Annotated in this window: 24 protein-coding genes and 1 pseudogene; 13 read left to right on the forward strand and 12 right to left on the reverse strand. The window is 63.7% G+C overall.

What is annotated here, in order from left to right:
- Window positions 1–260 precede the first annotated feature (260 nt).
- From hemW to rph, 4 genes are all read right to left on the reverse strand, one after another.
- Window positions 261–1424: a radical SAM family heme chaperone HemW gene (gene hemW, locus NKI20_RS19875; RefSeq protein ID WP_352833338.1), complete on the reverse strand. Its 1164-nt coding sequence runs from the start codon at window positions 1422–1424 to the stop codon at window positions 261–263.
- Window positions 1421–2068, reverse strand: coding sequence for an RdgB/HAM1 family non-canonical purine NTP pyrophosphatase (gene rdgB / locus NKI20_RS19880; RefSeq protein ID WP_352833341.1), 648 nt, complete (start codon window positions 2066–2068; stop codon window positions 1421–1423). The genes hemW and rdgB overlap by 4 nt, the downstream gene beginning before the upstream one ends.
- Window positions 2068–2478, reverse strand: a complete 411-nt coding sequence (locus NKI20_RS19885) for a VOC family protein (protein ID WP_352833343.1) — start codon at window positions 2476–2478, stop codon at window positions 2068–2070. The genes rdgB and NKI20_RS19885 overlap by 1 nt, the downstream gene beginning before the upstream one ends.
- A 183-nt stretch (window positions 2479–2661) precedes the next feature.
- The gene (gene rph / locus NKI20_RS19890; RefSeq protein WP_023762602.1) at window positions 2662–3378 is read right to left on the reverse strand and encodes a ribonuclease PH; all 717 of its coding nucleotides are present in this window, start codon (window positions 3376–3378) and stop codon (window positions 2662–2664) included.
- Between the two features lie 202 nt (window positions 3379–3580).
- Here rph and hrcA point away from each other — a divergent pair, with 202 nt between their 5' ends.
- The 5 genes from hrcA to cysK all read left to right on the forward strand — a co-directional run bounded on the left by hrcA (window position 3581) and on the right by cysK (window position 8436).
- Complete coding sequence (gene hrcA, locus NKI20_RS19895) at window positions 3581–4663, forward strand: heat-inducible transcriptional repressor HrcA (RefSeq protein WP_023762601.1); 1083 nt, start codon at window positions 3581–3583, stop codon at window positions 4661–4663.
- 90 nt (window positions 4664–4753) lie between these two features.
- Window positions 4754–4951, forward strand: coding sequence for a hypothetical protein (locus NKI20_RS19900; RefSeq protein WP_013892036.1), 198 nt, complete (start codon window positions 4754–4756; stop codon window positions 4949–4951).
- Window positions 4952–5066: 115 nt separating this feature from the next.
- On the forward strand, window positions 5067–6416 hold the full coding sequence (locus NKI20_RS19905; protein WP_352833347.1) for a PQQ-dependent sugar dehydrogenase: 1350 nt from the start codon (window positions 5067–5069) through the stop codon (window positions 6414–6416).
- Between the two features lie 205 nt (window positions 6417–6621).
- Window positions 6622–7239 (forward strand): LysE family translocator, encoded by a 618-nt coding sequence (locus NKI20_RS19910; RefSeq protein WP_352833350.1) that lies wholly within the window; start codon window positions 6622–6624, stop codon window positions 7237–7239.
- 216 nt (window positions 7240–7455) lie between these two features.
- Window positions 7456–8436, forward strand: coding sequence for a cysteine synthase A (cysK, locus tag NKI20_RS19915; RefSeq protein WP_023762597.1), 981 nt, complete (start codon window positions 7456–7458; stop codon window positions 8434–8436).
- A 152-nt stretch (window positions 8437–8588) separates the two neighbouring features.
- Here the strand turns inward: cysK and NKI20_RS19920 are convergent, their stop codons facing one another.
- The 3 genes from NKI20_RS19920 to NKI20_RS19930 form a co-directional block, all read right to left on the reverse strand.
- A complete protein-coding gene (locus NKI20_RS19920) occupies window positions 8589–9539 on the reverse strand; it encodes an NAD(P)-dependent oxidoreductase (RefSeq protein WP_352833356.1) in 951 nt (316 codons plus the stop codon).
- Window positions 9540–9741: 202 nt separating this feature from the next.
- The gene (locus NKI20_RS19925) at window positions 9742–10986 is read right to left on the reverse strand and encodes an RNA polymerase sigma factor (RefSeq protein WP_352833359.1); all 1245 of its coding nucleotides are present in this window, start codon (window positions 10984–10986) and stop codon (window positions 9742–9744) included.
- 7 nt (window positions 10987–10993) lie between these two features.
- A complete protein-coding gene (locus tag NKI20_RS19930) occupies window positions 10994–11362 on the reverse strand; it encodes a YciI family protein (RefSeq protein WP_352608715.1) in 369 nt (122 codons plus the stop codon).
- A 258-nt stretch (window positions 11363–11620) separates the two neighbouring features.
- On the opposite strand from NKI20_RS19930, the gene NKI20_RS19935 reads away from it, so the two are divergent.
- The 3 genes from NKI20_RS19935 to NKI20_RS19945 all read left to right on the forward strand — a co-directional run bounded on the left by NKI20_RS19935 (window position 11621) and on the right by NKI20_RS19945 (window position 15191).
- Window positions 11621–12580, forward strand: coding sequence for a TAXI family TRAP transporter solute-binding subunit (locus tag NKI20_RS19935; protein ID WP_352833363.1), 960 nt, complete (start codon window positions 11621–11623; stop codon window positions 12578–12580).
- 101 nt (window positions 12581–12681) lie between these two features.
- Window positions 12682–14793 (forward strand): TRAP transporter permease, encoded by a 2112-nt coding sequence (locus tag NKI20_RS19940; protein WP_352833366.1) that lies wholly within the window; start codon window positions 12682–12684, stop codon window positions 14791–14793.
- A complete protein-coding gene (locus NKI20_RS19945) occupies window positions 14790–15191 on the forward strand; it encodes a DUF1850 domain-containing protein (RefSeq protein ID WP_352833369.1) in 402 nt (133 codons plus the stop codon). Before NKI20_RS19940 ends, NKI20_RS19945 begins: the two co-directional genes overlap by 4 nt.
- A 31-nt stretch (window positions 15192–15222) precedes the next feature.
- Here NKI20_RS19945 and NKI20_RS19950 read toward each other — a convergent pair.
- The 3 genes and pseudogenes from NKI20_RS19950 to NKI20_RS19960 all read right to left on the reverse strand — a co-directional run.
- A pseudogene (locus NKI20_RS19950) lies at window positions 15223–15312 on the reverse strand (hypothetical protein); the annotation flags it as partial.
- Window positions 15270–15716 (reverse strand): thiol-disulfide oxidoreductase DCC family protein, encoded by a 447-nt coding sequence (locus NKI20_RS19955; protein WP_502898141.1) that lies wholly within the window; start codon window positions 15714–15716, stop codon window positions 15270–15272. The pseudogene NKI20_RS19950 and the gene NKI20_RS19955, both read right to left, overlap by 43 nt.
- A 179-nt stretch (window positions 15717–15895) precedes the next feature.
- Window positions 15896–16036, reverse strand: a complete 141-nt coding sequence (locus NKI20_RS19960; RefSeq protein WP_023762254.1) for a hypothetical protein — start codon at window positions 16034–16036, stop codon at window positions 15896–15898.
- Window positions 16037–16570: 534 nt separating this feature from the next.
- Here NKI20_RS19960 and ligD point away from each other — a divergent pair.
- Complete coding sequence (gene ligD / locus NKI20_RS19965) at window positions 16571–19099, forward strand: DNA ligase D (RefSeq protein WP_352833372.1); 2529 nt, start codon at window positions 16571–16573, stop codon at window positions 19097–19099.
- Window positions 19100–19355: 256 nt separating this feature from the next.
- Here ligD and NKI20_RS19970 read toward each other — a convergent pair whose 3' ends face one another.
- On the reverse strand, window positions 19356–20030 hold the full coding sequence (locus NKI20_RS19970) for an ArsR/SmtB family transcription factor (protein WP_352833375.1): 675 nt from the start codon (window positions 20028–20030) through the stop codon (window positions 19356–19358).
- 206 nt (window positions 20031–20236) lie between these two features.
- Between NKI20_RS19970 and NKI20_RS19975 the strand changes: the two genes are divergently transcribed.
- Together NKI20_RS19975 and NKI20_RS19980 are read left to right on the forward strand one after the other, a co-directional pair.
- Window positions 20237–20569, forward strand: coding sequence for an NIPSNAP family protein (locus tag NKI20_RS19975; RefSeq protein ID WP_023762249.1), 333 nt, complete (start codon window positions 20237–20239; stop codon window positions 20567–20569).
- Window positions 20566–20910, forward strand: a complete 345-nt coding sequence (locus NKI20_RS19980) for an antibiotic biosynthesis monooxygenase family protein (RefSeq protein ID WP_023762248.1) — start codon at window positions 20566–20568, stop codon at window positions 20908–20910. Before NKI20_RS19975 ends, NKI20_RS19980 begins: the two co-directional genes overlap by 4 nt.
- A gap of 41 nt (window positions 20911–20951) precedes the next feature.
- Here NKI20_RS19980 and mbfA read toward each other — a convergent pair whose 3' ends face one another.
- Window positions 20952–21935 (reverse strand): iron exporter MbfA, encoded by a 984-nt coding sequence (gene mbfA / locus NKI20_RS19985; RefSeq protein ID WP_023762247.1) that lies wholly within the window; start codon window positions 21933–21935, stop codon window positions 20952–20954.
- 165 nt (window positions 21936–22100) lie between these two features.
- On the opposite strand from mbfA, the gene NKI20_RS19990 reads away from it, so the two are divergent.
- Window positions 22101–22424: a hypothetical protein gene (locus NKI20_RS19990; protein ID WP_352833378.1), complete on the forward strand. Its 324-nt coding sequence runs from the start codon at window positions 22101–22103 to the stop codon at window positions 22422–22424.
- Between the two features lie 241 nt (window positions 22425–22665).
- Window positions 22666–23646, forward strand: coding sequence for a threonine/serine dehydratase family protein (locus tag NKI20_RS19995; RefSeq protein ID WP_352833381.1), 981 nt, complete (start codon window positions 22666–22668; stop codon window positions 23644–23646).
- Window positions 23647–23800 lie beyond the last annotated feature (154 nt).

Below are 23800 nucleotides of genomic sequence, written 5' to 3' on the forward strand. Positions count from 1 at the left end.
CCAGACGGCTCTATCAACGGACAAATCTGCTTCCAACGCGGCGACGAAGCAGACTTCATCGCCCGCAAATGGACTTCTTCAACAGCCTGTTACAGCATTTCACCGTTTCGCGGTAACGGCGAGCCGCTCTAACTCTTTGTCTTGATGCAATTCCGGACGGAAAACCGCGTCACACTTTTCCTGGAATTGCTCCGCAATCCTCAGCCTCGGAGATTGGGGGCGTGGGCGTCATCCTCGCCGCGCACCCAAAGCCTGTTTGGTTATCGCGCTAGGTCCGCCACCACCGCATCGAGCACGATCATGCCGGCCGGAGTGGCGCGGAGCCGCGCGTTGCCGATCGGTGCCACCAGCCCTTCGCCCTGCAGCATCGAGAGTCGCGCGCTCGACAGGCCGCGCCCGGAGAACGCCTCGTAGCGGGAGAGGTCGATGCCCTCGGCCAGCCGCAGGCCCATCAGCAGGAACTCGTCGGCTTCTTCCGAACGCGTCAGGATCTCGCCGCCGGTGACGCCATGGCCCTTGGCCTCGACCAGATTGGCCCAGGTTTCCGGCATGCGTTCGGCGATCGTGACTGTGCGGCGGCCGTTCTCGACGAAGCGGCCATGCGCGCCTGGCCCGACACCGACATATTCACCGTAGCGCCAGTAGGTCAGATTGTGCCGGCTTTCAGCGCCCGGCCTGGCGTGGTTGGAAATCTCATAGGCCGGCAGGCCATGCGCCGAGGTGATCTCCTGCGTCAGCGCATAGAGATCGGCGGCGTGGTCGTTGTCGGGGATGATGAATTTCTTCGCGGCATGCAAGGCATGGAACGGCGTGCCCTCCTCGATGGTCAGCTGGTACAGCGACAGGTGATCGGCGGCGTGGCCGATCGCCTGTTCGAGTTCGGCCTGCCACGCTTCCGGTGTCTGGCCGGGTCGGGCATAGATCAGGTCAAAGGACAATCTTGGGAAGATTTCCCGCGCGAGCCCGATCGCGTGCAGCGCTTCCTCGACATTGTGAAGCCTGCCGAGGAAGCGCAAATCCTTGTCGTTCAGCGCCTGTACCCCGAGCGAGACGCGGTTGACCCCGGCCGCCCGGTAGCCGCGAAAGCGTTCGGCCTCGACCGAGGATGGATTGGCCTCCAGCGTCACCTCGATCCCGTCGGGAACGGTCCAGTTCTTCGCCACGGCGTCAAGGACCCTGGCCACCGTTTCCGGCTTCATCAGCGACGGCGTGCCGCCGCCAAGAAAAATGCTGGTTACCTCGCGCGGCCCGGTGCGTTCGCGCATCGTCGCAAGCTCGGCCTCGAATGCGCTGGCAAAACGATCCTGGTCGACCGGCTGGTGGCGAACATGACTGTTGAAATCGCAATAGGGGCACTTGGCCGCGCAGAACGGCCAGTGGACATAGATGCCGAAGCCGGGCGCCCGGTCGAGCAGCATGCTCATGTCGAGCCCAATCTCGCTTTGGCGAATTTCTGGAAGGCGCGGGCGCGGTGTGAGAGCGCCGTCGGCTGGCCGGGCCTCCAGCCATGTTTTTCCTCGGCGCTCATCTCGCCAAAGGTTTTTTCGAAGCCGTCGGGCAGAAACACCGGGTCGTAGCCGAAGCCGAGGTCGCCGCGCGGCGGCCAGACCAGCGTGCCTTCGGCCTCGCCGCGATAATATTCGGCCTCGCCGTCGGGAAACGCCAGGCAGATGACGGCGACAAAGCGGCCCTTGCGTTGTTGCGGCAAGGCCGCACCGCCTTCCTGCAACGCCACTTCGGTGCGTTGCATGGCCATGCCGAAATCGCGCGAACCGTCGGGTGTTTCGGCCCAGTTGGCGGTGTAGACGCCGGGCGCGCCGTCAAGCGCGTCGACGCACAGGCCGGAATCGTCCGACAATGCCGGCAGGCCGGTCGCCTTGGCCGCGGCCAGCGCCTTGATGTAGGCGTTTTCCTCAAAGGTGGTGCCGGTTTCGTCCGGCTCGGGCAGGCCGTAGTCCTTGGCCGATTTCGCTTCGAAGCCGAACGGCCCCATCAGGTCGGCGAATTCGCGCAGCTTGCCTTCATTGTGGCTGGCGACGACGATCTTCTTTCCATCGAGAGAGTGCATCAAAGGCCCCAGATTCGTGGCTCGGCGAATTCGATCGAATTGCCCGAGGGGTCGCGTATATAGATCGAACGGCCGCCCTGCGGCCATTCGAATTCGCTTTCGATGGCTATGTTTTTCGCTTCGAGATGCGCTCTCCAGTTGGCGATTTCGTCAGCGGTCGCCGCAAAGCAGAGATGGCCTTCGCCGACAGCGCCGTGTGGCGGCACGGGCAGCCTGGCGTCGGGCGCCGGCGGGATTTTGGTTGCCTCGGCATTGAAGACGAGCAACACGCCCGGGCCGCAGCGGAAGAACAGGTGTCGGCCATCGACTTTGCCGAAGAGGGTGAGGCCCAGGACGCCGGTGTAGAAGGTTTCCGCGGCGACGAGGTCGGTGACGTAGAGAGCAGATTCCAGGATAGCAGAGGGCGTCACGAGGCGCCCCCCTCTGGCCTGCCGGCCATCTCCCCCTCAAGTGGGGAGATTGGCAGCTTTGGCGCCTCCGCACATCTCACGCCGCCGGAAGGTGGCGCAAACCAGCGGGATAGCCGATCTCCCCCCTTGAGGGGGAGATGGCCGGCAGGCCAGAGGGGGGCGCTCAAGCTCGGCATTTGAGAACTAAGCCACCGCCATCTGCTGCAAACTGACCAGGCGCTGAATGCCCTTCTTGGCCAAGCCCATTAATTCCGCGAACTGCCCTTCCGAAAAAGGCTCGCCTTCGGCGGTTCCCTGGATCTCGACGATGCCGCCCTTGCCGGTCATGACGAAATTGGCATCGGTGCCGGCCGACGAATCCTCGATGTAATCGAGGTCGATAACCGGCTGGCCGTCATGGATGCCGCAGGAGATCGCCGCGACGTGGTCCTTCAGCACCTTGGCGACGCTGGCCATTTGGCGAGCTTCCATCCAGCGCAAGCAGTCGTAGAGCGCCACCCAGCCGCCGGTGATCGAGGCGGTGCGGGTGCCGCCATCGGCCTGGATGACGTCGCAGTCGACGGTGATCTGCTGCTCGCCCAGTGCTTGCAAATCGACCACCGCACGCAAGGAACGGCCGATCAGCCGCTGGATCTCCAGCGTGCGGCCGCCCTGCTTGCCGGCGGAAGCCTCGCGGCGCATGCGCTCGCCGGTCGAGCGCGGCAGCATGCCGTATTCCGCCGTCACCCAGCCCTTGCCGGAATTGCGCATCCAGCCCGGCACTTTTTCCTCCAGGCTGGCCGTGCACAGGACATGCGTGTCGCCGAACTTCACCAGGCATGAGCCTTCGGCGTGCTTGGAGACGCCGCGCTCGAAGGAGATGGCGCGCATTTCGTCGAATTGGCGTTTGGAGGGGCGCATTCAGGCTGCTTTCTTGTCATTTTTCGGGAATCTTGGCCGGCTTGTAGCCGCATGGGACGCATGGCGCAAAGGAAAATGGCTTGACGATCCGACACAGACACCGGGGTGATCTGACGCAGACACCGGGGCGATCTGACACAGACACCGGGTTGCGCGGGCCGTAGCGAAGTCTATATCTTTGGGCCGGAGGTTTTTGGCCGCAATGACCAAGGCAGTCGATCCAAGTTCGCAGGCGCCCGCGCTTCAATCATTGGACATGCGCTCGCGCGACATCTTCCGGCGCATCGTCGATTCCTACCTCAAGGACGGCGAACCCGTGGGATCACGCAGCCTATCGCGCATCCTGCCGTCTTCGCTGTCGCCGGCCACCATCCGCAACGTGATGAGCGATCTCGAGCATCTCGGCCTGATCTACGCGCCGCACATCTCGGCCGGCCGGTTGCCGACGCAGGCCGGCCTGCGTTTCTTCGTCGACGCCTTCATGGAGCTTGGCGATCTCTCCGACGAGGAGCGCCGCGCCATCGAGGCGCAAGTGCGGGCATCCGGCTCGGGCGCGACGCTGGAACACATGCTGACCGAGGCCAGCCAGATGCTGTCGGGCATGTCGCGCGGTGCCGGCCTGGTGCTTGCCGCCAAGAACGAAGTGGCGCTGAAGCACATCGAATTCATCCAGCTCGAGCCGACCAAGGCGCTGGCGGTGCTGGTGTCGCAGAATGGCGACGTCGAAAACCGCGTCGTCGAGCTGCCCGCCGGCATCACCGTCTCGCAACTGCACGAGGCCTCGAACTTCCTCAACGCTCATATCCGCGGCCGCACGCTGGCGGAGGCGCGGGTCGAGATCGCCCGCATCAAGGAAGAGACCAGGGCCGCCCTCGACACGCTGTCGCAGGACCTCGTCGAGAAGGGGCTCGCGGTGTGGGCCGGCGCGGACAGCGGCCTGCCGGCACGGCTCATCGTGAGCGGCCGCGCCAATCTGCTCGAAAACGTCACCGCCCAGGCCGATATCGAACTGTTGCGGCACCTGTTCGAGGACATGGAGACGCAGGACGGACTGATCCAACTGCTCGACCTCGCCGAGGAAGGATCGGGCGTGCGCATCTTCATCGGCTCGGAAAACAAGCTGTTCTCGCTGTCGGGCTCGTCGCTGGTGGTCGCGCCCTATCGCGACAAAGACGCCCGCGTCGTCGGTGCGCTTGGGGTCATCGGCCCGACCCGGCTCAACTATGCCCGCATCGTGCCGATGGTCGACTATACGGCGCAGCTGATTTCCCGCATGCTGCGCTAAGCGTATTGATGTTCAGGTGATGCCGGCCTGACCTGAATCTCAACACCTTAGACTCAAAAAACAAAGAACAAGCAGCTGAGGAGAAAAACAATGGCGCTCGAAGAATTCAAGGCCCGGATCAGCCTGCTGCTCGAGGAGATGGTCAACCAGCCGGAAGACCAGCACGAGATCCAGGAGCAGTTGCGCGAAAAACTGCGGGAAATGCGCGCCATGGGCCTGCCGCTGCCGGCCGATCTCGTCGCGCTGGAAAAGCGTCTCGATGACGATTTCTACGCCGCTGGGACCTGAGGCTAAAAAACCTCCGCTTTCGCTTCAACTGATCGTGTGCCGCGGAACAACGGACGAAACCGCTCGTTTGCCCCCTTTGCAGCCGTTCACTATGTGACCAGGTTTGGAGGATTGAATGATCCGATTGGCTGGGCTGGCTCTCTCCGCTGCGGTGTTTCTCGCCGCCGCTGCATTCGCACAGCAAGCGGAGCCCGTATTGAAAGGTGCCGCCGCCTTCGGCGACTGGCGTGCCGACAGGCCCGGTGTGCGCCGCCTGATCAAGCCGAACGATCTGCCAAAACCCGACGTCACCAAATCCGCCTCCAACAGCGCCGGCCTTGCCGAAAGGCCGGCAGATGCCAAGCCGAAACTGCCGCCGGGCTTTTCGGCCGAGCTGATCGCGTCGGGCATCGACAATCCGCGCGTCGTCCGCGTCGCGCCGAACGGCGACCTGTTCGTCGCCGACAGCGAAGCCAACCAGATCCGCGTCTACCGCCTGGCCGACGGTAGCGCGAAGCCGGCGCAGCACGGCATCTTTGCCCGCAATCTCAACCAGCCCTATGGCATTGCTTTCTATCCACCGGGCAACGACCCGCAATGGGTCTATGTCGCCAACAGCGACGGCATTGTGCGCTTTGCTTATCACAGCGGCGATCTGAAGGCCGCCGGCGACCCGGAGACCATCGTCGACAACATCCCTTCAAGTCATCACTGGACCCGCGACATCGCTTTCTCTCCGGACGGCAAGACGCTTTATCTATCGGTCGGCTCGGGTTCGAATGCCGCGCAGCATATGGGCAAAGAACCGAAGGGCGGCCTCGACGCCTGGGCGACGTCGCAGCCGCTCGGCGCTGCCTGGGGTCCCGAGGATGGCCGCGCGGCTGTGCTGGCCTTCGATCCCGACGGCAAGAACGGACGCATCGTCGCCACTGGCCTGCGCAACTGTTCGGGCATGGCCGTGCAGCCGGCGACCGGCGCGCTGTGGTGTGTCGTCAACGAAAGCGATGGGCTCGGCGACAATGTGCCGCCGGAATATGCGACCGTGGTCAAGGACGGCGCCTTCTATGGCTGGCCCTGGTACTATGTCGGCAACAACGAGGATCCGCGTCACAAGGGCGAGCGCCCCGATCTTGCCGGCAAGGCTGATATTCCCGACGTGCTGATGCAGGCGCATTCGGCGCCGCTCAACATCGCCTTCTACGAAGGGAAGACCTTTCCGGCCGAATACAGGGGCGACGCCTTCGTCGCGCTGCATGGTTCATGGAACCGTGGCAACAGGACCGGCTACAAGGTGGTGAGATTGCTGTTCAGGGACGGCAAGCCGACCGGCGAATACGAGGATTTCATCACCGGCTTCGTCGTCTCCAACGGCGAGGTCTGGGGTCGGCCGGTCGGCGTGGCGGTGGCGAACGACGGCGCGCTGATCGTGACCGAGGACGGCAACGGCACCATCTGGCGCGTCACCCATGACGGCGATCGCTCCTGAGCAATCTTGACACAAACCCCTCACCCGGATTGCCAACGGCGGCGCCAGGCTCTTCTCCCCGGCGGAGACGGTGACCGCGAAGCGGCCGGATGAGGGCGCCTTCTCTGCGTGTTGCAGCGACATCTGGTGCAATGGATTCCGATCCCAGGGAATTCAATCCTGGTCCATTCTATGCGACAAGGCGTTCTGATTTGAGGCCGCAGCCATGACGCTCACCGGATTCCTCGCCTACAGTGCGGCGCTCGGCATCGCCGCCGCCATCCCTGGTCCCGGCGTCACCGCGCTCGTTGCGCGTGCGCTCGGCTCCGGCTTCCGCTCGTCGTTGGCGATGTCCTTTGGGCTGATGGCTGGCGATCTCACCTACCTGACCGCCGTGGTGCTGGGTCTCGCCTTCGTCGCGCAGACCTTCGGCGTGGTTTTCCTGGCTATCAAATGGCTCGGTGTCGCCTACCTGGCCTTTCTCGGCTGGCGCTTCTGGAACAGCGGCATCACGCCCGAGACAGTCGAAGCGAAAAAGGGCAAGGGTGGGCTACTGTCGAGCTTTGCCGCCGGCCTGACCGTCACGCTCGGCAATCCGAAGACGATGATCTTCTACCTCGCGATCACGCCGACCATCGTCGACCTGAAGACCATCACACTTACCGATTACAGCATTCTCGTTGCGCTGACGGTCGTCGTACTTCTGGTGGTGCTGGTGCCGTATCTGGCGCTGGCGGCCAAGGCGCGCTGGTTCCTGAAGTCGCCGCGCGCGCTCAAGGCGCTGAACCGCACCGCCGCCGGCTTCATGGTCGGCGCCGCTGCAGCGATTGCCGCCCGGCAATAGAGGGCTTTTCGGCCAAACCATTTCGCAAACAGGCCTTTGCGGGAAATGCTTTTCCGAGAGGGCGATGTTTTCGACACAGGTCCCACTCGGATATTTTCAGCCGACAGTCTATCTTGCACGGCCAAAGGCCCTATCTTGGCGGCTTGAATTCCACTTGCCTGAAATTCCCCACTTGCCTGAAATTCCCCTTGCCTGAAAATTCTGGGAGCGAAACCAATGAACAAGCCCGTCACCTCTGCCCGTTTACCCGGTCGCGGCCGCGTCTACGATTCCATCACCGATACGATCGGCGACACGCCCCTGGTGCGGCTCGACAAGTTCGCTCGGGAAAAGGGCATCGTCGCCAACCTGATCGCCAAGCTCGAATTCTTCAATCCGATCGCCTCGGTCAAGGACCGCATCGGCGTGGCGATGATCGAGGCGCTGGAGGCTTCCGGCAAGATTTCTCCCGGCAAGACCACGTTGATCGAACCGACGTCGGGCAATACCGGCATCGCGCTTGCCTTCGCCGCTGCCGCCAAGGGCTACAAGCTCATCCTGACGATGCCGGAAACGATGTCGATCGAGCGCCGGAAGATGCTGGCGCTGCTCGGCGCCGAGCTGGTGCTGACCGAGGGTCCGAAAGGCATGAAAGGCGCCATCGCCAAGGCCGACGAACTGGCCGCGACGATCCCCAACGCAATCATTCCGCAGCAGTTCGAGAACCCCGCCAACCCGGAAATCCATCGCACGACGACGGCCGAGGAAATCTGGAACGATACGCATGGCGAGGTCGATATCTTCGTCGCCGGCATCGGCACCGGCGGCACCATCACCGGCGTCGGCCAGGTGCTGAAGAAGCGAAAGCCCTCGGTGCATGTCGTCGCAGTCGAGCCGGACTCCTCACCGGTTCTGTCGGGTGGCCAGCCTGGCCCCCACAAGATCCAGGGGATCGGCGCCGGCTTTGCGCCCAAAATCCTCGACACGACGATCTATGACGAGATCGTCAGGGTATCGAACGAGGATTCGGTCGCAAATGCCCGCCTCGTCGCCCGCCTCGAAGGCGTACCGGTCGGCATCTCGTCGGGCGCCGCCCTGCAGGCGGCCATCGTCGTCGGCTCGCGGCCGGAAAACAAGGGCAAGAACCTGGTCGTGGTGATCCCGTCCTTCGCCGAGCGCTATCTGTCGACGATTTTGTTCGAGGGGTTGGGGGCTTAGCCGAAGGTGAAGGGACGTTGACCTTCGGCGCCGCTTTTGTCAGAGGCCAGAGTGATTCGATTCGGAGCCCTATGCATTTGCCGGGCGCCGCGGGCGCTGATGTCCGCGCTTCGTGAAGATCGGAACCTGCTAAAGTGGGTAAAGACTTCGATTCAATAACCCCGTTCGAGGTCGATTTTGTTGGACAGAGGCTCTCCTCTTGCGACTTGACCGCAAAGATCGGCGGCCTGGTCGATTCCAGAATCCACCCAGAAGCTCGCAACATGAGGTGTGATGGTCACCCTGGGATGAGTCCACAACGGCGATGAAGCCTCCAGGGGTTCACGCTCAAACACGTCAAGACAAGCACCAGAAAGCTGACTTTCATCGAGCGCGCGGATCAGGTCGGCTTCGTTGACATGCGCGCCCCTGCCGACATTCACAAGGTAGGCACCTCGCTTCATTTTTCTAAAGGCAATGGAGTTCAGTATCCCACGAGTGTCACCAGTCAGGGGAAGTGAGCAGATAACGTAGTCCCGATTTGTGAGTGCGTCCGCAAGCTGGGCGCGGCCAAAGTAACTATGTATACCGGGAAGCGTCTTTTGATGACGAGACCAGACTGCCGTGTCGTAGCCCAAGTCCGCAAACAGCTTTGCGGCCCAGCCACCGATCCGGCCCGCACCCAGCACAACAATTTTTGTCTCGGAGATCTTCCGAGGCGCGAGCGGATTCCAGGATTTGCGGGCTTGCAGACTCATGTATTCTGCAACATGCCGCTGCTGGCAGAGAACCCGAAGGACGATGTACTGCACCACTTCCGACGCCTGCTCACGCGTTGCGAGCCTGATGAGCGGAACACCCTTGGGAAAGCTCTGAAGGTCAATACCCTCGACACCGGCCCCCAAATAGACAACGGCGCTTAGCCCCGTCATGGCGTCAAAAAAGCCAGGACTGGCGCCCTTGTCGATCAGCACAATATCTATATCACTTTTGTTCCCGGCGTCTGGCCAAAGCCTGAACTCCAGCTGCGGCACGCGGGTTTTAAGCTCGGCAGCCCATACTTGGGCATCAATGTAGTCAGGGTACTCATTGACCATGAGAACGGTAGTGGGCTCGCCGAACACTTCGCCCCTCCCAGATTCAGGTAATCAGGCATCCACCGGATGACCAGTCTGTTGTGGCTGAGGGTTGCGCAAACTGGTACCAGTTGCAAGACCAGACCTCGGCAAAATGGCGTTTATGCGCGCCCGGCAGCGGCGGCTTCACTGCGGAGGCCGCACTCGGACTAGACGAATTGCCGGCAGCGAGCCGCCGTTTCCCCGGCGCTTAATTCTTCAGAGCTGCCCTTTTGCCCTGCAGGAACCGGCGCACCGCCGGGTCGCGCTCGAGGCCGATCGCCCGGTCATAGGCTTGGCACGCCTGCGATACCTGCCCAAGCCTGGCCAGGAGACCGGCGCGGGCTGCCCAATAGGGCTGATACTCATCAAGCCGCTTGTCCTCGCCCAGCACGTAGAGGGCCGCCAATCCAGCCACTGCACCCTCGGCCTCGGCAATCGCCACCGCGCGGTTGATCGCCACCACCGGTGATCCCGCGATCGAGAGCAGCGCGTCGTAGAGTTCGCGGACCGCCACCCAGTCGGTGCGGCCGGTCAGCCGTCGTGCCGCATGTGCGGACTGAACCGCCGCCTCAAGCTGGTAGCGGCCGATGACGCCCATCGTGGCGGCGCGGCGGAGCAGGGATTCCGCTTCGTCAACCAAAATGCCATCCCACAGCGTGTGATCCTGCTCGGCCAGCGGAACATAATCTCCGGCCGGATCGCGCCGTGCCGCGCGCCGCGCTTCGGCGAACAGCATCAGCGACAGCAGACCCAGCGCCTCGGGCTCTTCCGGCATCAGCGAAGCCACCAGGCGACCGAGCCAGATGCCTTCGCTGGCCAGATTGCGGCGCCGCGTTTCGGTGCCCGCCGGATCGGACCAGCCTTCGGCGAAGGCGGCGTAGATCGCTTCCAGCACCGCATCCAGCCTTTCGCCGAGTTCGGTCCGCTCCGGAACGCGGAACGGAATGCCGGTTTCACGGATGCGGGTCTTGGCGCGAACCAGGCGCTGGCCCATGGTTGCCGGCGACACCAGGAAGGCTGAGGCGATCGTCGCCGCGTCGAAACCCAGCACGGTCTGGAGGATCAGCGGCGAGCGAATGCCGGGCTCGATCGCCGGGTGGGCGCAAGCGAACATCAGCCGCAACCGTTCGTCGGGAAGGTCATCGTCGGTCATGCCCGCCTCCATCTCCTCGGCAATCAGCTTGAGATGCTCGCGGCCGGCCTCGCTGGTCAGCCGCCGCCGCACCGCATCGACGCGGCGCCGCCTTGCCACCGCCAGCAGCCAGGCTTCCGGCCTTTCAGGCACGCCGGTTCGTGGCCAGCGTTCGAGTGCCGCGGCAAAGGCGTCAGCCAGCGCGTCTTCGGCAGCGGCCACGTCACGCGTTCGCGCCGCGAGCCAGGCAACCAGCTTGCCGTAGCTTTGTCGGGCGGCGGCCTCGGCGGCCACCCGGGCGATCTCCGAGCGACTGTCCATCACATCATCATCTCTCGGACAGGTACTCGGTCATTTCCCAGATCGGCCGCAGCTCGACAGTACCGGTGCTGGCCGCCGGGCAGCGCGCCGCCCAGGCGATCGCGGCGTCGGCATCCTCGGCCTCGATCATGTAGAAGCCGGCAAGCTGCTCCTTGGTATCGGCATAGGGGCCGTCGAGCACGTTGGTCTTGCCCCCAGCCACCCGTACAGAGGTGGTCGCCTGACTCGGGCGCAGTCGGTCCCCTGCCAGCCAGGCGCCGGACTTCTTCAAGGCTTCGGTATAGGCACCATAGGCGGCACTCATCTGGTAGGTCGCCTCGGCCGGTGCATTCGCCATCGCGGCTTCGTCGGCGTAGATCAAAATCATGTATCGCATGGTCTTCTCCCGTTGTTTCGAAGGCCGCTTCGTTGCGAGCCGGACGTATGTCGCGCGGCAGCGCGCGATTTCGACAGACAGCTCAAAAAACTTTCGGCTCCGCTGGCTTTTTGCGCAAGCCGCGATCTGTTTCCGATCTCTCAACCGTTCGTCTAACGAGCACAATTGCGGGTTGGCATTTGCGGCTCGCTGTCTAAACTCGCCGTGGTCGCACCTGGGAGGCGGTGCGGTCGCCGATATTTCAGGGAGGAGGCCCCGATGTTCCATTTCAGAACGAAATTCGTTGCAGCCGGTGCCGTGGCGCTCTCGCTTGGCCTGGGTGCCGTCTCAGCCAGCGCGCAAGAATTTATCAATGTGCTGACCGGCGGGACGTCCGGCGTGTATTATCCACTCGGCGTCGCATTGTCTGAAATCTACGGCAAGGGCATCGAAGGCGCGCGTACCCAGGTGCAGGCAACCAAGGCTTCGGTCGAAAACCTCAATCTGTTGCAGCAGGGCAGGGGCGAGATCGCCTTTGCGCTCGGCGATTCCGTCAAGCTGGCCGCTGAAGGCAACACCGAAGCGGGCTTCCCGGGCAAGCTCGACAAACTGCGCGGCATCGCCGCCATCTATCCCAACTACATCCAGATCGTCGCCAGCCGGGAGTCCGGCATCAAGACGCTGGCCGATCTCAAGGGCAAGAGCCTGTCGGTCGGTGCGCCGGCGTCCGGCACCGAGCTCAACGCGCGCGCCATCTTCGCTGCCGCCGGGCTGAAATACGAGGATCTCGGAAGGGTCGAATACCTGCCCTTCGCCGAATCGGTCGAGTTGATCAAGAACCGCCAGCTCGCCGCCACGCTGCAATCCGCCGGACTCGGCGTCGCCTCGATCCGCGATCTCGCCACCTCCGTGCCGATCAATGTCGTGGCAGTGCCGGCGCAGGACGTCGCCAAGATCGGCGCGCCCTATCTTTCGGTGATCATTCCCAAGGGAACCTATGAGGGCCAGAGCGAGGATGTCGCCACCGCTGCCGTCGGCAATTTCCTTATCACCCGCGCCGATGTCTCCGACGAAACCGCCTATCGGATGACCAAGCTGCTGTTCGAGCATCTGGACCAGCTTGCCGCCGCCCATGCCGCCGCCAAGGCGATCGACCCCGCCAAGGTGCTAGACGGCATGCCGGTGCCGCTGCATCCCGGCGCCGAGCGGTACTACAAGGAGAAAGGGCTGCTGAAGTAGGCGCGTGGCAATCCGACATGTCTTCGCCAGGCGCCCCCTCTGCCCTGCCGGGCAGAGGGGGGCGCCTCGCGCTACAATTCGCTCCTTTTGGAGATCGATGGATGAGCGAAGCAACGACAACCGACGGCAAATCCGCCACCTTCCATCTCCCCGTCGCCGAAGAGCAGGTCGAAGGCCTGCCGCCGGGCTTCGGCGAAGGGCTCGCCGGCAAGGCCGCCTTTCTCATCGCCGTCTCCTTTTCCGTGTTCCAGATCTACGTCGCCGCTTATGGCAGCATTCCGAGCCAGGTGGTGCGAGCCATGCATGTCGGCTTCCTGCTGCTGCTCGGCTTCGGCCTGATCGCCAATCTGCGCGCCAAAAGTATGCCGGCAAAAGCCGTGTTCTGGACGCTCGGCGTGCTCGGCTTCGGCACCGGACTCTACAATTGGGTGTTCTATACAGACCTCATCCGCCGCTCCGGCTTCCTGACCACGCCGGACCTGATCGTCGGCGCGGTGCTGGTGGTGCTGGTCTTCGAGGCCGCCAGGCGGCTGATGGGGCTGCCGCTGGCGGTCATCGCCTTCATCTTCCTCGCCTACTGCTTCGTCGGCAACCATCTGCCGCCGCCGCTCGTCCATCGCGGCTATGATTTCGCCCAACTCGTCGACACCTTCGCCTATGGCACCGAAGGCATATACGGCACGCCGATCTATGTTTCAGCCGCCTACATCTTCATCTTCGTCGTCTTCGCCGCCTTTCTCGAACGCGCCGGCATGATTGCGCTGTTCAACGATTTCGCGCTCGGTCTTGTCGGCACCTGGCGCGGCGGCCCGGCGCAGGTCTGCGTGCTGTCCTCGGCGCTGATGGGTACCATTTCCGGCTCGGGCGTCGCCAATGTGGTGGCCAGCGGCCAGTTCACCATCCCGCTGATGAAGCGCTTCGGATTCCGCGCGGCTTTCGCCGGCGCCGTCGAGGCAACCTCCTCGATGGGCGGCCAGATCATGCCGCCGGTGATGGGCGCGGTCGCCTTCATCATGGCCGAGACGCTGAACGTGCCCTATGCCGAAGTGGTCAAGGCAGCGATCATCCCGGCGCTGCTCTATTTCGGCGCCTGCTTCTGGCAGGTGCATCTGGAAGCCGGCAAGGCCAGCCTGCATGGCATGGCCAAGGCGGACCTGCCCAACCCGTGGGACGCGGTGAAACAACACTGGCCGCTGGTGCTGCCGCTTGCGGCCCTCATCTATCTTTTGTTCGCCGGCTATACGCCGATCTTCGCCGGCACGATGGGCCTAGCGCTGACCATCGTGCTTATCCTCGGTACGCCGCTGGCGGCAGCGATCGGGCCGCTCGCCTTCCGTGTCGTCTTCTGGCTGGCGCTCGGGCTCGCCGCCGCCTTGTTCATGAAGTTCGGCGTCAACCTCCTCGGCCTCGTCATCGCCGCGCTGGTCGTCGCCTGCTTCACCTCCAGGGGCGGCCGCGAGACGCTGCGGATCTGCGTCGACTCGCTCGCCGAAGGTGCCAAGAACGCGCTGCCGGTCGGCATTGCCTGTGCCATCGTTGGCATCGTCGTCGGCACGCTGACGCTGACCGGCATCGCTTCGACCTTCATCGGCTGGATCATCTCAATCGGCGAGAACAATCTGTTCCTGTCGCTGGTGCTGACCATGGTCACCTGCCTGGTGCTCGGCATGGGCATCCCGACCATTCCCAACTACATCATCACTTCGTCGCTCGCCGGGCCGGCGCTGCTGTCGCTCGGCGTGCCGCTGCTGGTCAGCCACATGTTCGTCTTCTATTTCGGCATCATGGCCGACCTGACGCCGCCGGTGGCGCTGGCGGCGTTTGCCGCCGCCCCGATGGCTAGGGAAAGCGGCCTCAAGATCGGCATCCAGGCGACCAAGCTCGCCATTGCCGGCTTCGTCGTGCCGTTCATGGCGGTCTATACGCCGGCGCTGATGCTGCAGGACGCCGGGCCGATCGCCGCCCAGTTCGGCTATCCCGTCGAGGTCGCCTACATCGTCGCCAAGGCGTGCATGGGGATCGTGCTGTGGGGTGCTGCCGCGGTCGGCTTCCTCATCAGGCGCATGGCGTGGTGGGAGCGGCTGCTGGCCTTCGCCGCCGGCGTGCTCTTGGTCGCGGCGGTGCCACTCACTGACGAGGCCGGCTGGGCGCTGTCGCTTGCTTGGATCGGCTGGCACTGGTGGCGGGCGCAGCAAGCATCGATCTCCGCATGAGCCTGTGCATCCTGGCCGCCGGCAAGACGGTGACGCTCTCGGTTGCCGCCTTCACGCTGTCCTGGACGCATTCGGTGGAACGGACGCGCTGGGCAGAGGACTGGAAGGTGACGCCTTCCGGCCTGCAGGTGGTCGAGGCGCGGATCAAGGGCTCGGGCGCGGGCATGGAGCCGCCGGAAGGCGCGGTGCTGCGCGACGGCTGGTGGATCTATGCGCCTGATGTAGGCCCACAGCGACGCCTCGTGCTTGCCGCCTCCGGCGAGACCGGCGACGGCTGGATGCTGTGCACGGTTCAAGGCTGCCGTGAACTCGGCAAGGTGGCTGGTGCCTCCATTGTGCTGGAACCATGCGGGTCGGACGGCACGAGCCAGCCCGATAGCGCACGATCAGGCCGGTGAGCGGATGGGAAATCTCGACATGGAAGTGGAAGCGGCCGTTTTCGACGGCCTCGTGAAATCTCCTGCCGACCTGACCCCCTAGCCAATCATTCGTCCCCGCAGCTCGGGTGCGGGTATCTCGCAACTGTCCTTCCTGCCGAACAGGGTGTAGCGATTCCTGGCGATGCAATCGTAGAGCCAGTTTCGCAGCGGGCGCGGCAGCAACAGCAAAGCGTTCATCGCCCGCCAGGGCCAGCCGAGTTCCGACATGACGGCAACGAAGCTGTCGAGCCGCGTGAAGGCGATGCCGTCGATCAGGACCAGATTGGTTTCGTAGGAGTCCGTGCGCAGCCCGTGCTTCCTGAACAGCGCTTCGCCAAACGGCGACTGCGCGGTGGCGAAGCGGAAACGGCTTTGGCGGTCGAGCCTGACCACCATGCGCACGAAGCCGGAGCACAGCACGCAGACGCCATCGAAGACGATCAGCGGATGGCGTGCATCGAAGGATGTTTTGGAGGGACTGCTTGACTTGGGAAGGTCGGTCACGCAGGCCTCGGCTGCTTGTGCCCTATGACACTAAGCCAGCCGGAGGCGGCATCAAAGCCGTGGCGATGTCGCACGCCGCCTGTCGGCGAGAGCGGGACGCTCGGCGCGATAGGTGGTGGCGCGGGTTGAGGCGGCGGGCCTGCAGATCCGGCTGTCGTGGCGGCTCTCGAAAGTCATGATCAGTGCGCGCCCAGCGAGTTGCCGCGACGGGCGCAGGCCGGGCCGGGGCCGCGCATGTAATAGCGCTCGGGCCGATAGGTCGGCGCGACGAATTCGCGAATGACGGCGGCATAGCCGATGAGGTGCGCGAGGAAGTTCATTTACCTGGTCCCTGTCCCGTTTTCGGATGTCCCTTCCGAATTGCGGTCATCATAGCGTCGAGGGGTGAATAGTCGGTGAACGTGATGTTAATATCTGGTCGAGAAGGCCTTGCTTCGTGGCTGGAATGCGGCTGATTCGGGGTCTTTCCGTGCAGTTGGTCGGCATTCCGACCAATGTGACTTTTGCATCACATATGTTTCGTTCGAATGCCGCCTGCGCGCGATTCTGTTTCAGCTTTTGCCGCGCCTGGGAAATTTCCGTGCTGGCGCGACCATCCCGGAAAGCGGCCTTCGCGTCGTCGACGTCGCGCATGGCGGAACTGGAGCGGCCTCTGCCCGTTCATCTTCATCCGGGTTCTGGAAGGGAAGATATCATGGCGCCGCGCCCGGCCGGGAAAGGCCATCCGAGGCTGTCGCTGGGCCCACGGCGAAGGCGGCCCCCAAGCCTTCGTTCGACCTGATGAAGAAGAGCCTGCCGTCGGATGCCGGGCCTGCGAAGGCCGGCGCGCCAAGTCAGCCTGAGGACATCAAGAGATGGCCAGCCTCGAACAGTATCATTCCAAGCGCGATTTCAAGAAGACGGCTGAACCGGCCGGCAAGGTTTCTCGCGACAAGAAGTCCAAGGCTGGCGGTATCTTCGTCATCCACAAGCACGCAGCGACAAGGCTGCATTACGACCTTCGCCTCGAACATGCCGGCGTGCTGTGGAGCTGGGCGGTGACGCGCGGCCCGAGCCTCGACCCGCATGAGAAGCGGCTGGCCGTGCATGTCGAGGATCATCCGATCGACTACGCACCGTTCGAAGGCACAATACCCAAGGGCGAATATGGCGGCGGTTCGGTCATCGTCTGGGACGAGGGCACCTGGGTCCCCGAGATCGACCCGGCCAAGGCGATGAAGAAGGGCCACATCAGCTTCGAGCTCAAGGGACACAAACTGCACGGTCTTTGGCATCTGGTGCGGCTGAAGCCACGCGCGGGAGAAAAACACGACAACTGGCTGTTGATCAAATCGGACGATGCCGCGGCCCGCCCCGGCGAGGATATTCTCAAGGAGGCACCGGAATCGGTGAAGTCGGGCCTGATGATCGAAGAAGTCGGCGAAGGCAAGACCGCCAAAGGCCAGGAGCCAAAGGTCTGGCATTCAAACAAGCTGGTCGTCGGCAAGGCGAAGGCCGGGGGCAAGAAACTCGACTTCGTCGAGCCGCAGCTGGCCACGCTGGAGCGGGATGCGCCGCCGGGCAAGGACTGGCTGCACGAAGTCAAGTTCGATGGTTATCGCATGCAGGCGCAGATCGCCGGCACCGATGTGCGGCTGCTGACCCGCACCGGTCTCGACTGGACCGCAAAGTTCGGCGACGAGATCATCGCTGAACTCGCCGGACTGAAATGCAGCGACGCCATCATCGACGGCGAGATCGTCGTGCTGGCCGACAGCGGTGTTTCGTCCTTTGCGCTGCTGCAAGCCGATCTCTCAGCCAGGCGGACGGATCGCTTCCTCTACTATGTCTTCGACACGATGCGCCTTGACGGCAAAGACCTGCGCGCCGAACCATTGGTCGAACGCAAGCAGGCCCTGCGGGACCTGCTCGGCAAGCAGCCGGAGTATGCAGCAGTTCGTTTCAGCGACCATTTCGCCGAACCCGGCAACATCATGCTGGAGCATGTCTGCCGCATGGGGCTCGAAGGCGTCGTCTCCAAGCGTGCCGATGCGCCCTATCGCAGTGGACGCGGCCCCACCTGGGTGAAGTCGAAATGCACGGCGCGGCAGGAATTCGTCATCGGAGGGTATTTGCCGTCGGACAAGACCGGACGCGGACTGCGCTCGATCCTCGTCGGCTTCCACGAGGGCGGCAAACTGCATTATGCCGGACGCGTCGGCACCGGCTTTTCCGGCAAGGGCGCCAATGAGCTAAAGGCAAAGCTGGACCGGCTGAAGGCGACTGCCTCACCCTTCTCCGCCGCCGTGCCGAAGGGCAAGGGACTGGTGTGGGTCAAGCCGGAACTTGTCGGCGAAGTGGAGTTTCGCAGCTGGACGTCCGACCGTATAATACGCCATGCCTCGTTCCAGGGACTGCGCGAGGACAAGCCGGCGGAGGAAGTCGTGCAAGAAAAGCCGAAGGCGTCGACAGGCGAGGCATCGACAGGCAAGGGCGCGGCAAAGGCTAGGTCTGCGGCCGGCAGCGCGGCCAAACCCTCCGGGTCGATGACGACCACGATCAAACTCTCGCATCCCGACAAGCTGCTGTGGCCCGACGAAAAAATATCCAAGCAAGCGCTGCTCGACCACTATGCGCAGGTGTGGCCGCGCATGCAGCAGTTCGTCGTCAACCGGCCGCTCAGCCTGGTGCGCGCACCGGACGGCGTCGGCGGGCAACGCTTCTTCCAGAAACATGCTTCGGCCGGCATGAGCGACAAGATCGCCCGCATGAAGGACCCGACCGACGGCGAGGAGATCCTGTTCATCCGGGATTTCGACGGCGTTGCGGCACTGGTCCAGTACGGCGTGGTCGAGATCCACATCTGGGGCTGCACAATCGACAAGCTTGAACAGCCGGACCAGATCATCTTCGATCTCGATCCCGATGAAGGCGTCGACGTGAAGGCGGTGCGCGCCGCGGCGCTCGATATCAGGGGCAAGCTCGACGAGCTGTCGCTGCCGAATTTCGTCAAGACCTCCGGCGGCAAGGGCTTTCATGTGCTGGTACCGCTGAAACCCTCGGCGGATTGGGAGGCGGTTAAGCCCTTCGCCCATGATTTTGCCCGTGCGCTCGAACAGGCTGCCCCCGACCGTTACACGGCGACGCTGTCGAAAAAGGCGCGCACAGGAAAGATCTTCGTCGACTATCTTCGTAACGGCAGGGGATCGACGACAGTCGCGCCCTATTCGTCGCGCGCCAAGAAGAACGCCACTGTGTCGATGCCGGTGACCTGGGCCGAGATCGAGGCCGGACTGGCGCCGAACGCCTTTCCGATCGGCGACAAGACGACGCTGAAGCAGCTGGCGCAGGCCGATCCGTGGGCGGACTTTTTCGGGCGGGGGACGGTGCTCAAGCGGGGGTGATTGGAGGCGGGAGACATCTTCGGATGCAACGCCAGCCGAATTGCGGATGTAGCGATCCTTCACACCTCCCTCTGTCCTGCCGGACATCTCCCCCGCAAGGGGGGAGATCGGCGGCTTCAAGGTGTCGCCCAACCATACAATTTTGGAGATTGGCGAAGGCGGTGGAGCGAATAATCTCCCTCCTTGCGGGGGAGATGGCCGGCAGGCCAGAGGGGGGTGCTGTCCCGCCAACATCGCGAAACCGGCACCGCCACAGTCACGTCAAAAACACCCTCTCGAAAGCCTGCTTGCCTGGCGGTGAGAAAATGACCGCGCGGCTGTCCTTTTCGCGGCGTGCCCATTTCTCCAAAAGTATCTTGTCGAGAATGGCGGCACCCAGCGTGCCGGCGAGGTGCGAGCGCCGCACGCTCCAGTCGAGGCAGGCGCGGCACACCGGCCTGCGCGGCTTGGTGTAGACATCGATGCCGATGGCGGCGAAATGCGACGCGGCCGCCGGCCCAAGCCTGATCTCCTTGTCGTCGCGCAGAAGAATTTTTCTGGCGACAAGACGGTCGAGCATCGCCACCGCCCGCTCGCCGGCGAGGTGATCGTAGCAGACGCGTGCCACGCGCATGGCGCCGTCGCGGGGACCCGGCCGCACACGCTTCGGCCCAACCGCCTCCGCGACACCGGTGATTGCTTCGATCATGCCCGCGACCTGCGGTCCGGCGAGGCCGTAATAGCGATGCCTGCCCTGGCTCGCCACCGTGAGCAGCCCGCCTTCCATCAGTTTGCCCAGATGCGAACTGGCGGTCGGCAGGGACACACCGGCCTCGAGCGCCAATTCGCTCGCCGTCAGCGCGGTGCCGCCCATCAGGGCATTCAGCATATTTGCCCGCGCCGGGTCGCCGACCAGGCCGGCGATGCGGGCGATGTCGGGTCCTTCACGCATAGTTCGTTCCTCATCGAAGCGTTCCTGTCAGATAACCACTACCCTCCGACCAGATCAAGGAGACGACGATGTCTTGGCCTGACACCACAGGACCTGCGCCACGGCGCGAAATCCTTTTGGCGGGCATGACCGCCTACCACTGCTAGCAGATCAAGCGGGACGACGTTTCGACGCCGCTCGAACTATCGAAACCCAAGGAGACCACAATGACCATCACCTGCTTCATCCGCTACGAGATCGACCCGTTCGGCAAGCCGGCCTTCGAGGAGTACGCGCGCAACTGGGGCCAGGCCATTCCGCGCTGCGGCGCCGATTTGATCGGCTACTTCGCGCCGTATGAGGGCTCGGCCACGACCGCCTACGCCGCCTACAACATCGACAGCCTGGCAGCCTACGAAGCCTATCGCGCCCGACTTGCCGCCGATCCCGCCGGCAAGGCAAACTACGAGTTCGCCAAGCGCGAAAGATTCATTGTGAAGGAGGATCGCATGTTCCTGAAACTGGCGTCAGGCCCGCACGCGAAACTGGTGCTGCCGTGATTGCCGTCATCTTCGAGGTCGAGCCGGCGGCGGGCAGGCGCGATGCGTATCTGAGCATCGCCGCCGACTTGCGGCCGCTGCTCGATGGCATCGACGGCTTTCTTTCCATCGAGCGCTTCCAGAGTCTGGTCGACCCGAACCGTATCCTATCGCTGTCCTTTTGGCGCGACGAGGAGGCGGTCAAGGCCTGGCGCAACACCGACGAACACCGGCAGGCGCAGAAGGCCGGCCGCGGCGGCATCTTTGCCGGCTACCGTCTGCGTATCGCGCATGTGGTGCGCGACTATGGGCTGACGGATCGGGACGAGGCGCCGGCAGACAGTCGGGCGGTGAATGGGTGAGGGTTCTATCTTGGCCCCTGAGGGAGAAGGGAGAACCGCGCTCAAGCATTCCCGATCAGCACACCCGCCGCAAACACCAGGGCGCCGCCCAGCACCACCTGGAAGGCGGCACGTAGGAAGGGCGTCTGCATGTAGCGGTTCTGGACGAAGGCAATCGCCCACAGTTCGAAGAACACCACGACCGCCGCGACGCCTGTCGCCGTCCAGAAATGCGGGATGAGATAGGGCAATGCGTGGCCAAGGCCACCCGCCGATGTCATGACGCCGGTGGTGATGCCGCGTTTTATCGGCGAACCACGGCCTGATAGCTTGCCGTCGTCGGAAGCCACTTCGGTGAAGCCCATCGAGATGCCGGCGCCGATCGAGGCGGCAAGGCCGACCAGAAAGGTCTGCCAGGTGTCATGCGTGGCGAAAGCGGCGGCGAAGATCGGCGCCAGCGTCGACACCGACCCGTCCATCAGCCCGGCAAGCCCCGGCTGCACATAGGTGAGGATGAACTGGCGCTGCTCGGCGGCGGCTTCTTCGTCCTTCACTTCGCCCGGTACGTGCTTTTGCTCCAGACGCTGCGCCAGCGTTTCGTGCCCCTGCTCGGCAATCGCCAGATCGCCGAGCAGCTTTCTGGTCGAGGCGTCGGTGGTGCGCTTGGCCGCCTCGACATAGAACAGATAGGCCTGCCGCTCCATCGCCTCGGCCTGGCTGCGCACGTGCTCGATGCCAAGGGGCCTCACGAGCCAGTCGGGCTTGCGCTCGTAATAGCCTTTCACATGCTCGCGCCGGATCAGCGGAATGCGCTCGCCGAACCGCTCGCGGAAAAGCTCGATCAGCGCGTCGCGATGGCCATCCTCCTCCTCGGCCATCTCCTCGAACACTTTGGCCGATTGCGGGAAGGTTTCAGCCAGTCCGTCGGCGTAGGCGCGGTAGATGCGTCCGTCATCCTCCTCGGACGAAATGGCCAGCGCCAGGATTTCCTGTTCGGTGAGCGATTCGAAGGGACGGCGGCCGAAGCCGAAGACGCGGGAAAGCATGAGGAATTCACCCTAGTTTAGAATGGTTCTAAACTATGGTCTGTGATGCCTTCGGTCAATTGCGCGCGGTCAAGAATTGTTGAAACCCCGCACGAGGCAAGGCCTTCATTATCAGTGAATGTTCACCTATATAGTCGGGCCAAGCCAAGAACGAGGAATCCGCAGATGACGGCAAAACAGCGTCCGCACCCTTATGATCCCAAGCCCGTTCTCGATCTCATCGCCAGCATCGAAACCGATCTGCAGCGCCTGAAAGGGCTGATCGAGCAGCAGGTCGAGAAATTCGATCCCGCCAACCCGCACAACAAGGCGCCGGACGGCAAACTGACCGAGGAAGGCGTCGAGTGCTGCTACCGCATGTTCGACGAAGGCAAGTCGCGTTATTCAGTCGCCCAGCAGATGAAGATTTCATTCGCCGCTGCCACGCACCGGTTCAACAACTGGCGCAAGCTGGGCGGGAGCAAGCGGCAGCGGACGCTGTTGGGGTGAGAGCCCGGTTCGCCGCAGGCGAATTGAAAGGTCCGGTGGACCTTTCAAAGGGCTCGAACCGGGGAGCTGCCGTAGGCAGCGGGCCCCCGGCTGAGCGCTCGACCGCCAGATGTCGGCGGGACAGCGCCGTGACGTTGGCGGTCGCCCCGCCAAACTTTGTAACGGTCACATTTTTTCATTGGTGCGCCACATCTGTTTGCGCGCATCATGCGAGGACATCGTCTCTTCCACTGGACCTCGCATGACCACCATGACCTCTCCCGGCATCGCCGACATCCATGCCGCCGCCGCGCTTCTCTCCGGTCTGATCGTCGAAACGCCCTTGATCGAATCGCAGGAGCTGAACAAGCGCTTCGGCGCGCGCATCCTGTTCAAGCCGGAGACGCTGCAGCGCACCGGCTCGTTCAAGTTCCGCGGCGCCTACAACAAGCTGTCGTCGCTCAGCGAAGAGGAACGCAGCCGGGGTGTCGTCGCCTTCTCGTCGGGCAACCACGCGCAGGGCGTCGCGGCGGCGGCGGCAATGTTCGGCGTCAAGGCCGTCATCGCCATGCCGGTCGATGCACCGACGATCAAGATCGCCAATGTCCGCAAGATGGGGGCGGAGGTGGTACCATTCGACCGCTTTCGCGACGACCGCATGACCGTGATCCGCCCTTATCTCGAAAAGGGCATGGCGCTGGTGCCGCCCTTCGACGACCCGGCCATCATTGCCGGCCAGGGCACGATCGGCCTCGAATTGATGCGTCAGGCAAAAGCGCTTGGCGTCAGCCTCGACGCGGTTGTCGTACCCTGCGGCGGGGGCGGCCTGTCGAGCGGCATTTCCGTTGCCGTCAAGGACGCCTCGCCCGGCACCGCGGTGTGGGCGGTGGAGCCCGAGCACTTTGATGACACCCGCCGCTCGCTGGCCGCCGGCACCAGGGTTTCGAACGAGCCCGGCCACGCCTCGATCTGCGACGCGATCCTGACCGCCGAGCCCGGCCTGATCACCTTCGAGATCAACCGCAGGAATCTCACTGGTGCCATCGCCGTATCCGACGAGGCGACGGCACAGGCGATGCGTGACGCCATGGCCTATCTCAAGCTGGTGGTCGAGCCCGGCGGCTGCGTAGCGCTGGCGGCCCTGTCATCAGGCGAGATCGACCTGTCGGGCAAATGCGTTGCCGTGGTGCTGTCGGGCGGCAATGTCGATTTCGGAACGTATGCCGGGATCATGGCGGCATAGCTGGCTGCCGAAGGATTGCACCGGCGCAGAATGGTGGCTGCAGCGATCCTTCACACCCCCCTCTGCCCTGCCGGGCATCTCCCCCGCAAGGGGGGAGATCGCAGCTTCGAGGTGCCGCTCATCTCTGCAATGCCGGAGGTTGGCGAAAGCGGTT

It is taken from the genome of Mesorhizobium sp. M0830, assembly GCF_040319965.1.
Classification (GTDB): domain Bacteria; phylum Pseudomonadota; class Alphaproteobacteria; order Rhizobiales; family Rhizobiaceae; genus Mesorhizobium.